This window comes from Bacillus sp. FSL K6-1003 (genome assembly GCF_037964945.1).
Taxonomy (GTDB): Bacteria; Bacillota; Bacilli; order Bacillales; family Bacillaceae; genus Bacillus; species Bacillus mojavensis.
In genome coordinates, this window is record NZ_CP150176.1 from 2,875,491 (window position 1) to 2,887,656 (window position 12,166).

General features: G+C 44.8%; 11 protein-coding genes. 1 reads left to right on the top strand and 10 read right to left on the bottom strand.

The annotated features are described in order from the left end of the window. Positions 1–4 precede the first annotated feature (4 nt). The 10 genes from NSU16_RS14700 to NSU16_RS14745 all read right to left on the bottom strand — a co-directional run bounded on the left by NSU16_RS14700 (position 5) and on the right by NSU16_RS14745 (position 10,855). Positions 5–1,501, bottom strand: coding sequence for an extracellular solute-binding protein (locus NSU16_RS14700; RefSeq protein WP_010331539.1), 1,497 nt, complete (start codon positions 1,499–1,501; stop codon positions 5–7). A gap of 23 nt (positions 1,502–1,524) precedes the next feature. Further along, positions 1,525–2,385 carry a carbohydrate ABC transporter permease gene (locus NSU16_RS14705; protein ID WP_026014595.1) on the bottom strand — a complete coding sequence of 287 codons (861 nt, stop codon included), beginning with the start codon at positions 2,383–2,385 and terminating at the stop codon, positions 1,525–1,527. Positions 2,386–2,589: 204 nt separating this feature from the next. Further along, on the bottom strand, positions 2,590–3,363 hold the full coding sequence (locus tag NSU16_RS14710; RefSeq protein WP_339191340.1) for an NAD(P)-dependent oxidoreductase: 774 nt from the start codon (positions 3,361–3,363) through the stop codon (positions 2,590–2,592). Between the two features lie 83 nt (positions 3,364–3,446). Then, positions 3,447–4,631 (bottom strand): cytochrome P450, encoded by a 1,185-nt coding sequence (locus tag NSU16_RS14715; protein WP_339191342.1) that lies wholly within the window; start codon positions 4,629–4,631, stop codon positions 3,447–3,449. An 89-nt stretch (positions 4,632–4,720) separates the two neighbouring features. After that, a complete protein-coding gene (bioB, locus tag NSU16_RS14720; protein ID WP_168748561.1) occupies positions 4,721–5,728 on the bottom strand; it encodes a biotin synthase BioB in 1,008 nt (335 codons plus the stop codon). After that, the gene (gene bioD / locus NSU16_RS14725) at positions 5,725–6,426 is read right to left on the bottom strand and encodes a dethiobiotin synthase (RefSeq protein ID WP_339191344.1); all 702 of its coding nucleotides are present in this window, start codon (positions 6,424–6,426) and stop codon (positions 5,725–5,727) included. Before bioD ends, bioB begins: the two co-directional genes overlap by 4 nt. Beyond that, positions 6,423–7,595, bottom strand: a complete 1,173-nt coding sequence (bioF, locus tag NSU16_RS14730) for an 8-amino-7-oxononanoate synthase (RefSeq protein WP_268472181.1) — start codon at positions 7,593–7,595, stop codon at positions 6,423–6,425. The genes bioD and bioF overlap by 4 nt, the downstream gene beginning before the upstream one ends. Next, on the bottom strand, positions 7,585–8,931 hold the full coding sequence (gene bioA, locus NSU16_RS14735) for an adenosylmethionine--8-amino-7-oxononanoate transaminase (protein ID WP_268447717.1): 1,347 nt from the start codon (positions 8,929–8,931) through the stop codon (positions 7,585–7,587). Before bioA ends, bioF begins: the two co-directional genes overlap by 11 nt. Beyond that, a complete protein-coding gene (gene bioW / locus NSU16_RS14740; protein WP_339191345.1) occupies positions 8,903–9,697 on the bottom strand; it encodes a 6-carboxyhexanoate--CoA ligase in 795 nt (264 codons plus the stop codon). The genes bioA and bioW overlap by 29 nt, the downstream gene beginning before the upstream one ends. 258 nt (positions 9,698–9,955) lie before the next feature. Then, complete coding sequence (locus tag NSU16_RS14745) at positions 9,956–10,855, bottom strand: alpha/beta fold hydrolase (protein WP_339191347.1); 900 nt, start codon at positions 10,853–10,855, stop codon at positions 9,956–9,958. Between the two features lie 245 nt (positions 10,856–11,100). Here NSU16_RS14745 and NSU16_RS14750 point away from each other — a divergent pair, with 245 nt between their 5' ends. After that, the gene (locus NSU16_RS14750; protein ID WP_339191349.1) at positions 11,101–12,159 is read left to right on the top strand and encodes a LacI family DNA-binding transcriptional regulator; all 1,059 of its coding nucleotides are present in this window, start codon (positions 11,101–11,103) and stop codon (positions 12,157–12,159) included. Positions 12,160–12,166: the final 7 nt, after the last annotated feature.

Genomic DNA, 12,166 nt, shown 5'->3' on the forward strand with positions numbered 1-12,166 from the left:
ACTATTACTTTGTTTTTTTAAACGCTTCCTCGTATTCCTGAATAATCTGCTTTCCTCCGCTTGATTCCCATTTTTCAACTTCTTTATCAAACTGGCTTTCTGTGATTTCTCCAATCATATATTTATAGGTGGCATCGTCTATCATTTTTTTCAGTTCATCTCCGCGTTCAGACTCCGCGGCGGAATACAAGCTCTCTGCCGGATTGGAGACGATGATGTTTTCATTGTCTTCCGTCAGCTCCTCGTACGCTGTCCGCAGCGGATCACCGGTGTTTTTTAAGTAAGCTTTATCAATGGCGATTAAGGCGGACAGCGGCTGAATATCAGTCTGCCAATCTTTTACCTGGCTTTCTTTTCTTGTGAATGTTTTGCCTTTTCCTTTATTGTAATGGACCCCGTCAATGCCGTAAGTCATCAGACTGTAGACGTCCTCTTCGGCTATTCGGTCGAAGAACGCTAAAATCCGTTTCAGCTCGGCTTCTGATTTCACACTTGTTTTCGGGAAAGCAAATACACCGTTATGCCCTCCTGACGCCCATACACGCTCTTTTCCGTCAGGGCCTTTTATGCGGTTAATGATCTCCAGCTCCATTGATTTATCAGAGGCATTGTCACGCAAATTAACAGCGTCCACCATATTCCCGATATAGATGCCGGCCTTTCCTTGAGAAAACAGCTCCTGCTGCTGGGTTTTGCTTGTGACTGGAAAGTCTTTATTCATGTAGCCGTTATCACGCAGTTTTTTCATGTAATCCATTGTGTCTTTGTATTCTTTCGTCATGAAATCAGGCGTAAATTTTCCATTTGATTCCTTCCAGTCTGTCGGCATGCCTTCATATGAGCCAAGCGTCTTAAAAGCGCCGTAAATTAGATCATTTCGGTCAGTCAATCCGAATGTATCATCTTTTCCATCCTTGTCCGGGTCTTTCTCTGTAAACGCTTTGGCAACCTCATAAAGATCATCCAGCGTTTCCGGCGTTTTCAAATTCAAATTGTCCAGCCAGTCCTTCCGTATGACGATGCCTTGTCTCGAGAGGGGACGCTCTCTGTATATCCCGTAAAGCTTGCCATCGATTGTGACATTTTTATTAATGAGTTTATTCATCTTGTTTAAATTCGGATAATCTTTGATATAATCGCCGATTTCCCAGAACATTCCCGATCTGAAGGCATTCATGACAGACGAATTTTTAATGTCTTGAATCGTCACGATTTGCGGGAGATTGCCTGCTGCAAGCGCCGCATTCAGTCTGTCTTCTTTCACCGCATCAGGAACCCACGTGATGTCCAGTTCCGTATTTGTCAGCTTCTCAATTTCTTTGATCGCCCTGTCTTTCGGCGGCTGCTGGTGATACAAAATCGCCATCATAGACAGCTTTACCTTTGAATCCGAGTCCGCCTTGCCTTCAGCTGATGATTGATCAGCCCCTTTACAGCCCGCCAGCACTCCTCCGAGAGCAAACACAAGTACAAACAAAAGCACCCTCCATTTGTTTCCCATCATACCCCTCCGTTTCATATTTTTTATCCTTTGACAGAACCCAGTAAAGCGCCTTTTGCAAAATGCTTTTGAATAAATGGATAGACCAGCAGAACCGGTATGGTCGCTACCACTATCACTGCCATTTTGATCGTTTGCTCAGGCGGCGGGCTGCCCGAGCCCATTTCCGACATATCCCCTTGTACTCCGCTTGATACAATAACGATTTGGCGCAAAAGCACCTGAATTGGCCACTTAGCTGAATCATTTAAGTACAAGATCGCCGTCATATACGTATTCCAGTACGTCACCGCATAAAACAGTGAAATCGTTGCGATCGCTGGAAGAGACAGCGGCAGCACAATTTTGAAGAAAATGCCCAAGTCATTGCAGCCGTCAATTTTTGCGGACTCTTCCAGGCTCTCCGGGATGTTTTGAAAGAAGTTTTTCAGAATGATCAAGTTAAAGGCATTAATCGCTGTCGGCAAAATAAGGGCCCAGTAAGAATCAAGCAATCCAAGCGATTTGACCACCAGGAAAGTCGGAATCATTCCGCCGCTGAAGAGCATCGTAAATACGACGAGAAACATGAGCGGCTGCCGCCCAATTAAGTCGCGGCGGGATAAACCGTAAGCCATCAGTGAAGAAAGAAACATGCTGACCGCCGTGCCTACAACTGTCACAAACACAGAAACGAGCAAGCTTTTATAAATGATATCTGTCGAAAAAATGTAACGATAGGCATCGAGCGAAAAAGTGGTCGGTATTAAAATGAACTTTTTTGAAACCACTTCCTCTACTGTGGCAAAGGATGCCGCAATGACATGAATAAACGGAAGTACGCATATTAAAGCGAACATCAGCAAAAATCCGTAAATCAAAATATCAAACAGGCGATTTTTCAGTGAATGTGCGATCGTTCCCACCTCCTTTGTAAGCGTTGTCATTTTGTTAAAACGAGCTGCAGCATGTGACGATATCGTGTCTAAAATGTAGCAAATGTGTGATTGCCATGTCTATAATCATTTGAACACTGTCCCTTGCCCAGCGGCATCGGAATTGGCTTGTAACCGATCATAAAAGAAAAAGAGCATAATCTTAGAAAATGATTATGCTCTGTTATTGCCGTTCTCTTCTTCCTCTTTCAGAAGCTCGGCCGTATTGATTTGAGGTGTAAACCCAAGCTCCTGAACCGCGGATTCTATTGACCACGGCCTGCCGGGATTGTCAGAGACGGCGTAATAAGTGCCGTAACGGATATTCGTTTCAATGGCTGCTTTAAAAATCGACAGCAGGTCTGGATGGGAAAGAAGCGTTTTTTTCGTCCGGTCTTTCTCATGCAGTGTATCCATTTCATCTGTAACGACAGTTCCGATTCGAAGGTTGATAACAGAAAGCTTATTTTCCAGATAAAACAGGTGGCCGATATGTTCCGAGGTCAGCTTTAGGACGCCGTAGAGATTCTTTGACAGCGGATAGTCGTCGGTTGTGATTTCCCGCCCTAAGAGTGAATGCCCGTCCTTTTCGTACACATCTGTCACATGATTGCTGCTGGCGAAAACAACCTTTGGAATGCCAAGCTCTGCTGCCGCTCGGCACAAATAGTAGGTTGCTCTATAAAAAATATCCGTCATTTTTTCAAATTCAGCTACATCCATGACATCATATTTGATTTTGACAGCGAGTAAATTCACGATCACATCTGTATCTCTCGGAATCTTCTTTAATAGATCTTCATAGTTTGATGCGTCTGCCTGAATAGCGTGTGTTATGCCATCGTAACGGTTTTTATCCAGCACCGTCACCTCGTACTCAGACATAAGCCCTTCAGCCAATATCCGCCCAATCACACCATTTCCGCCAGCGATCAGCACTTTTCTCATATGTTCACTCCCCTTTTTTATAGATTGCCCATTTTCCCAGGGGATGACACTTTTTCAGCATTCATGGCTTCCTTTAGCCTTCATTAAAAAGTAACTGGCAGCTCCATAAGCGCTCTAAAACCAATTAGCTTCCGGTATCGCACTTCAGAAACAGCGAGCTGCAGGCTTGGCATGCGCTGCAGAAGAGTGTTGATTGCAATTTGTGCTTCTAACCGTGCCAGCGAAGAACCTATACAAATATGGTGGCCCTGCCCGAATGAAAGATGGGGATTAGGGCTTCTGGTGATATCGAACTCATTGGCATGCGCGAATACTTTTGGATCTCGATTGGCAGCCCCCAGCAGAACATAGACTTGCTCCCCTTGACGAATCATTACGCCATTCATTTCAATCTCTTCTGACGCAACACGGGCTGTCATTTGTGTGGGGCTTTCATAGCGTAAGCATTCCTCAACTGCGGTATGAATCAGAGCTGGGTTTTCTTTGAGCTGCAAAAACTGTTCTCGATGCTGCAGCAGACAAAGAATTGAGTTGCTGATGAGATTCACTGTTGTTTCGTGTCCGGCGATTGCCAGCAATATACACGTTGACGCCACTTCCTCTTCCGTCAGCTTATCAGCCTGTTCTTCCTTCAGCAGCATGCTGATCACATCATGCTGCGGATTTTGTTTCCGTTTTTGAATGAGCTCTCTAAAATACTCCTTCATCTTTCCTGTGATCTGATTGCCGTCTGTTAACACCTTTCTTGATCGGGTTAAATCAATTGTTTGAACGAGGCTTGACGCCCACTCTTTACATTGATCCCTTTCTTCTGCCGGCACACCTATGATCTTAGCTATAATGCAGCTTGCCAAAGGAAAAGCAAAGTCAGAAATCAGCTCCATCTTTTTTTCACCTTGCACTTGATCAAGCAAATGATGGACAGTTTCATTTATAAATGGGCGATAGCACTCTGTCATTCTCGGAGTAAATACCCCGCTGACCGGTAGACGCAGACGCCTATGATCAGGCTGATTCTGAAACAGCATCATCTGCTTCTGGACATGATTTAGATCCTTATATTTCATAGACGTCTCGGGCAGCGGGACACGTGTTTTGAATCTGGTATCTTTCAGAATTGCTGCCGCTTCCTCATATCCCGTGACATACCAGCCTGGATACTTTAAAACATTCCCTTTATATAAAGGGTGTACAGAACGTAATGTGTCGTAATAAGGATAAGGGTTTTTAAAAAACGCAGAAGGTGTAAGTGAAATTGGAATTGTCATATGCTCCCTTTCATGATTCTGACATCATCATTTTGACTCTATAAAAATAAAAGCAATCGACATGACACCGATTGCTTCTATTCTTGCTTTCAGCTATTTGCACTTAAACTGGCTTTCATTTCTTCGACCGATTCTACTTCAAATCCTAAATCACTCAGCATTTTATGATCCTCCGTCTCCTCCTGTCCGGAAGTCGTTAAATAATCTCCGACAAAGATGGAGTTGGCGGCGTACAGCCCCAATGGCTGCAATGAGCGGAGATTGACCTCTCTTCCACCAGAAATGCGGATTTCTTTTGACGGATTGATATAACGGAACAGCGCCAGCACTTTTAAACAATACAGCGGGTTTAATTCATTTACGCCTTCTAATGGTGTGCCGTCAATCGCATGCAAGAAATTCACCGGAATGGAATCTGCGTCAAGGGCCTTCAAGCTTTGTGCGATATCAATGACATCCTGCTTCGTTTCCTTCATCCCAATAATGGCGCCTGAACATGGAGACATGCCGGAGGTTTTTGCAATCTCAACCGTATTGACCCTGTCCTCGTACGTATGTGACGTGGTAATGTTTGAATGATTTCTCTGAGATGTATTGACATTATGATTATAGCGGTCTACTCCGGCTGCTTTCAGCCGTTTCGCCTGCTCCGGCTTTAACAGCCCGAGACACGCACAAACTTTCAGCCCATACGTCTCTTTTATTTCCTGTACTGCTTCTACGACCTGATCGACCTCTCTGTTGGACGGCCCCCTGCCGCTTGCCACGATACAGTATGTACCTATGTTCAAATCATGCGCCCGCTTTGCGCCTTCCAGAAGGGTTTCCTTTTTCACCATCCGGTAAGTCTCAATCGGCGCTTTCGAAATCGCAGACTGGGAACAATAGCCGCAATTCTCCGGACAGAGCCCTGATTTTGCATTCATAATCATATTGAGCTTCACTTTTTTTCCATAAAATCGTTTTCTGATGTGAAAAGCTCCATGCATCAAAAGCAAGATGTCTTCATCTGGACAGTTTAAAATAGAAAGCGCCTCTTCGTTGGTCACCTCTGCTCCGCCCAGCACCCTGTTTGCGAGTTCCATCCATTGATTCATTCTCCTACCCCCACTTGATTCATCAGTAATGATAGATCGATATGGTCTTTTACCATATGAAGAACCGTTTCTTTCGTCACGTTGGCAAGCTTAGGCGTTACCCCTAAAATCGGCACACCGCATAAGCGCTCAATCATCTCAGGATTGGTTTTTTCATCATGATCAGGAGAATCACTGATCCCATTGATGACAATTCCGGCAATTGGAAGACTCATCCTTTTCGCATATTGGACAGTTAAAAAGGTATGATTAATTGTTCCGAGATGAGGACGCGCCACAATGATCAGAGGAAGCTGCAACGCTTTCATGACATGACTGACTAAAAAATCCTCTCCCAATGGCACAGAGATTCCGCCCGCACCTTCTACGATGAAGCATTCATGTTTTTCTCTTATCCGCTCCCAATGGCGTAAGACTTCTTGCATTTTGACAGCCTTTCCCTCCATCTTTCCTGCAACGTATGGAGCTAGCGGCTCTTTGAATGCAAAAGGCGTAATCTCTTCATGTGAGAGACTCGTTTGCGACATCTCTTTCAGCAGGCTTGTGTCACTATTCGGATGATGACGAGAAATCCCGCTTAAAAATGGTTTAAATACTCCGACATCCATCTTATTTTCTCGCAATAAAGCTGCAAGACCGCTGGATATCACCGTTTTCCCAACTTCTGTATCTGTTCCTGTTACAAAAAAACCTCTCATGGAATGATGTTCAGCTCCTTTCCAATTGAACGAAATGCTTCCAGCAAATGATCAATATCCCTTATACTGTGCCCAGCTGTGATGGTTAAGCGGATACGGCTCTCTCCTGGCGCTACGGTCGGCGGCCGAATGGCAGGGGCGTAGATTCCCTTGTCCTGCAATTTTTCAGCAAATGTGACCGTTTTTCGGGTATCGCCCATGACCACCGGAATAATCGGTGTATGATGCCCCTTCACCGTATAGCCCATGTGCTTCAGATTCGTTTTGATCATCTGGATATAAGAAAATAAAAGCTCCCGTTTATCCTTGCTGGCTTCAATGATGTCTAACGCCTCATGGGCAGCTGCACAGCTTGCCGGCGGAATAGCGGTTTGAAAGATAAACGTTCTGGCATGGTTCAGCAGAAAGTCGATGATTACAGCTGAACCGGCAGCAAAACCTCCTTCCACTCCGGCAGCTTTGCTTAGCGTGCCGATGACAATGTCAGGACACACACCGAAATGGTCACTCGTCCCTCCTCCTGATTCACCCAAAACACCTGTTGCATGCGCATCATCAACAATGACATAAGCATGATAGCGTTTAGCAAGGGCGATGATCTGACGAAGAGGGGCAATCGTGCCATCCATGCTGAATACCCCGTCTGTGACGATAAAACGGCGCTGGTACCGCTGTGTTTCTCTCAGCTTTTCTTCAAGATCCGCCATATCGATATGACGATAAATACACGTATCAGCCTTAGACAGGCGGCAGCCATCGATAATACTTGCATGATTTAACTGATCACTTAAAATGACATCGCCTTTTTCAGGTAACGAAGAAAGAACACCGACATTGGCTAAATAGCCGCTTGAAAACAGTAAAGCCGCTTCTGTCCGTTTAAAACCGGCAATCTTTTTTTCGAGTTTTTCATGCCAGATCGAATTGCCTGTCGTTAAACGCGAGCCGCTGCTTCCTGCTCCAAATTGCTGCAGTGCTGCTTGGGCTGCAGAGATCAAACGGTTATGGTTTGCCAGACCTAAATAATTGTTTGACGACCAGACCGTTTGATTTTTGCCATTCATCGTTCCCTCTGGAATTGGAGGCCCGTTCATTGTTCTGAGTGTACGGTATACGCCGGCTCCCTTCGCTTTGTCTAACCGGCTGCTTAACCAGCTGTCAATGCTCAAGGCTCGTTACCTCTTGGATCGCTTCTTTCATAATAGACACCATTGCTTCTAGCTCTTCAGCTGTACTGGCAAGCGGAGGCAGAAATGCAATCACATCGCCGAGCGGTCTTGTCAGCATCCCCAGCTCTCTCATTTTCAAAGAAACTTTGTACCCCACACGCCGATCAGCAGGATAAGGCTGTTTAGTTTCCTTTGATTGAACAAGCTCTGCACCGCACATAAAGCCGAGCTGCCGAATATCCCCAACATGAGGAAGAGTATGCAAGTCTTGAAGAAGCAAATGGAGCTTTTCACTTTTTAGCGCAACTTGTTCAACGATGTTTTCAGATTCAAATAATCTCAGGTTTTCAAGAGCAACCGCACAGCCAAGCTGATTTCCTGTATAGGAGTGACCGTGGAAAAAGGTTTTTTGTTCTTTATAATCATCGTAGAATGCATGGTAGATGTCTTCGGTGGCAAAGGTGACAGCTATCGGCAAATAGCCTCCTGTAATGCCTTTTCCGGCAGCCATTAGATCAGGCTGAACATTTTCGTGCTCACATGCAAACATTTTCCCCGTCCGGCCAAAACCAGTGGCAACTTCATCAACAATCATTAAGACATCGTAAGCTGTACAAAGCTGGCGCACCCCTGACAAGTATCCTTCCGGCATCACAATCATTCCGGATGCTCCTTGAACCATTGATTCAATAGAAAGCGCTGCAATTTCGCGATGGTGTTCCTTTAGCAGCTGTTCAAGCGCATAGAGACACTCATCACGGCTCTGCACAGGATCACCGCTTTCAGAGCGGTATACATAAGGGATCGGAGCTTTATAACTGTCAAACATTAACGGGCCATAGACGTGGTGGAACAGTTCAATAGAACCAACACTGACGGCACCAATCGTATCGCCGTGATATCCATTTTTCATTGCGATAAATTTTTGTTTCTCAGGCTTTCCGATGTTCTTCCAATATTGAAACGCCATTTTTAAAGCAATTTCCATCGCTTCTGCACCGCTGTCTGAATAAAAAACACGCGTTAGCTTCTCCGGACTGATCTCAATTAATGTCTCGGCAAGTTCGGTCGCCGGAACGTTGGTCATGCCCAATAATGTGGAGTGAGCAATTTTTCCAAGCTGTTTTATGATGGCCTCATCTAATTCCTTTTTGCGGTGCCCGTGCACATTAAGCCAAACGGAAGAAAAGCCGTCATAATATTCCTTGCCGTTTATGTCTTTTACTTTGATTCCGTTGCCGCTCTCTATGATCAAGGGATGTTCATCATAGTCTTTCATTTGAGTAAAAGGCAGCCAAAGATGCTTTTTACTTTTTTCTATCAAATCTTGAGTCATCATCTTCCCCCCAATCAATGAAAATAGGCTGCTTTACCAGATAGTTTATGTAACTATTTACATTTTCTGAGCCGTCAGCAAAAAAGATGCGGCAGCCATCTTCATTCCCGTATTCTTTCATTGCTGTAATACGCTGATAGCCCAGTTTATGACTTGCAACATAGCCTGTTATGTAATCAGGGTCATCCGACCAGCATAATTCTGCAACAGCTGCCGGATGATCACTCACCTTTGAAGCAAGCGCAAGGGCCTCTTTTATTCTTGAATTGGACGGCATGTTATTGCGGAGCGCCCAATTTTCAAAATTGGCGTCCGGCCAATCCATTCTGGACACCCGCACACCTTTTTCGTGTGTTTGATCAATTCGTTTGCCAGTGTGAATATCAACCACCACCGCTCCCCTGATACCTGACCATTCAGAAATTTGTTGATATGCTTTTTCAATCACTTTTCTTGGAACACCCGCTCTCTCCAATAAGAATCGGGCAAGACTTTGTCCCTCTTCCGGGGATTCTACTTTATTTGTCTTCTTTGCTAATGGATGAATCGTCTTTACCGGCTCATGAACCTCTTCAAATTGAATTTGCATAAAATCCGGTTTTCCTCTTGAGTGGGATAATCCTTTTTCTAGTAAGGCATTCACCGTACGTTTCATATTATCGAACGTGATAAGCCGTTCTCCGCCGGATATATGCTTACCACCATCTTCGTGAGACCCATTCATAGAAGCTCTCATTCTGACACTGTAAAATGTTTCTTCTTGCATACCTTCTCGCCCTTTCAGCTTTGATTACAGAAGAAAGTAAACTATTTGTTAACCATTTATTAATTAAGGTTAACAAATAGAATACTATTATGTATATACAATTCTGTCAATATCAGAACGCCATTAAAAATCTATTTATCATGTATATTCCTGATACCTGTATTAATCCACTAGAAAAAGAAGAGACGGGCAGACGCTCGCCTCCTCACCTGTATAGAATCATTTCAGACAAACACTCAAAGCCTGCCTTTTTCACTGTCACAGCCACTTTTTCAAAAACCGAAGGGCTTCATGTCTCATCATAGCTGTCTCAAAATGCCCTGAAGCGGAGCGCACCATACGGTAACGATCAGAAACCCCTTTCTCAGCATACAAAGCTGTTAATTCTTTTTCGATTTTGTTCACACCCTCAACGGGTGTTAACCGATCATGTATGCCGACAAGACTAAGGTGCGGGCGTGGTGCGATCAGGCTTTGGATATCTGATGCAGAAAAGTGCTTGGCAAGCGCCGGAACGTAATAATAAAAGCCATGCCGGTCAAGGTTCTGTGTTTCAATCAGTACATGATGGTCAACCTGACTGCATAAATCCACACATGCCTTAATCCGTTCATCAAGCGCCGCTGTCCACCAAGCCATCAAGCCCCCCATAGACATGCCGATCGTTCCGATTCTGTCAGGCTGAATATCAGGACGGCTCTGCACATAATCAATGGCTCTTATACTGTCGTAAATCATCATGCCCCACATCACCCTGCCTGTGAGAAGCATCTCTTTAAAAATCTCGCTTTCTGTTTTTCCCCGTCTGTCTCCAAATCCCCAATGGTCGATTGCCAATACCGCATATCCGAGAGAAGTCAGCTCCCGAGCAAACGAGGGCGCCTTCAAATAATCCGCTCCCTCAAGCAGTTCACTTTTTCCCCGGTCATACTGCCCTCCATGTGAATGCTGAAAGAATATAACCGGGCACCGTCCTTTTGCCGCTTTCGGCTTCACAAAATATGCAGGCACCTTTTCAAGCCCATTTATATCAAGCAACAGCGTTTCAATCAAATATCCCTCTTTTTCCTCAATACGCAGCGTTTCCGCACCCGTATCCTTCCAATCAGGCAAATCACCAAGCAATCGAAACAGCAGCTCTCTTTTTTCGTTACTCATCCCATCACCCTCCCTCTTCGCTTATCTTCAATGTACGAGACAGATTTGTTTTTCCCTTTATTTTTTCACACAGCATATAGAAACAAAAATCGTAGTTTACTAAACTTTTACTAAATATAACGAAATATTCTGAAATTCATTATTGTAACCGCTTACTTTCATATGATAGTATCAATTTATCAAAAACGCATGAGTAAAATATGTCTTTCGTTTTAGTAAATCTCATCACATGAAAGGGAGCAACCATGGTTCGGATAAAAGATATCGCCTTAAAAGCCAACGTTTCAAGTGCTACTGTTTCGAGAATTTTAAATGAAGATCATTCGCTTTCTGTTGCGGGTGAAACGAGGCAAAGAGTAATCAGTATCGCTGAAGAGCTAGGCTATCAAACTGTCGCTAAACGCCGAAAAGCCCGCGGACAAAAACAGCGCGCTCAGCCGCTTATCGGGGTGCTGAGCTGCTTATCTCCCGATGAAGAACGGCAGGATCCTTATTTTTCTTCTATTCGCAAAGGGATTGAAAAAGAATGCTTTGAACAGGAAATTTTCATTACAAACTCCATCCATCTCGGTTCCTTCCAGGAGCATATGTTTCGGGAATTAGACGGCATCATTGTGATTGGCCGTGTCCATGACGAAGCCGTTCAACATATCAGCGGCCGATTGGAGCATGCCGTGTTTATCAATCATTCTCCAGATCCGCAGATATACGACTCGATAGGGATTGATTTTGAAGCCGCCGCACGCCAGGCAATTGATCACCTTTTCGATTTAGGTTACAAACGACTAGGCTATATCGGCGGGCAGGAGAAGGAACATACACTGAGGGACGGCCAAAGCATTCGCAGAACAATTGAAGACAAACGCCAGACTGCCTTTTTGCAGTCCGCCAATCCTCAGCCTGAACACGTCTTGGTCGGCGATTACAGCATGCGCGAGGGCTATCGTCTGATGAAAAAAGCCATCACTCAAGGCAATCTGCCGGAAGCCTTTTTTATCGCAAGTGATTCTATGGCTATCGGGGCATTAAAAGCACTTCGGGAAGCCGATCTGCATGTGCCGCGGGACACAGCCATTGTCAGCTTTAACGGCATTGAAGAAGCCGAGTTTGCCAGCACACCTTTAACCACGGTGAAAGTGTATACAGAGGAAATGGGCCGAACAGGCGTAAAACAGCTTCTCGACCGCTTTAACGGCCGAATAATTCCTCATCAAGTCACCCTGCCGACAACACTGATCATCAGGCAAAGCTGCGGATACACAGCTAAGGAAGTGACGCAAGAAAAACGTTCATCAAGATCATAAGGAGGAA

Bases quoted from the DNA above. Each gene is read 5' to 3' on its own strand.
- bioW (WP_339191345.1), bottom strand. From the start codon at position 9,697: ATGCAAGAAGAAACATTTTACAGTGTCAGAATGAGAGCTTCTATGAAT.
- bioB (WP_168748561.1), bottom strand. From the start codon at position 5,728: ATGAATCAATGGATGGAACTCGCAAACAGGGTGCTGGGCGGAGCAGAG.
- NSU16_RS14700 (WP_010331539.1), bottom strand. From the start codon at position 1,501: ATGGGAAACAAATGGAGGGTGCTTTTGTTTGTACTTGTGTTTGCTCTC.
- bioA (WP_268447717.1), bottom strand. From the start codon at position 8,931: ATGACTCAAGATTTGATAGAAAAAAGTAAAAAGCATCTTTGGCTGCCT.
- NSU16_RS14715 (WP_339191342.1), bottom strand. From the start codon at position 4,631: ATGACAATTCCAATTTCACTTACACCTTCTGCGTTTTTTAAAAACCCT.
- NSU16_RS14710 (WP_339191340.1), bottom strand. From the start codon at position 3,363: ATGAGAAAAGTGCTGATCGCTGGCGGAAATGGTGTGATTGGGCGGATA.
- NSU16_RS14745 (WP_339191347.1), bottom strand. From the start codon at position 10,855: ATGAGTAACGAAAAAAGAGAGCTGCTGTTTCGATTGCTTGGTGATTTG.
- NSU16_RS14750 (WP_339191349.1), top strand. From the start codon at position 11,101: ATGGTTCGGATAAAAGATATCGCCTTAAAAGCCAACGTTTCAAGTGCT.
- bioD (WP_339191344.1), bottom strand. From the start codon at position 6,426: ATGAGAGGTTTTTTTGTAACAGGAACAGATACAGAAGTTGGGAAAACG.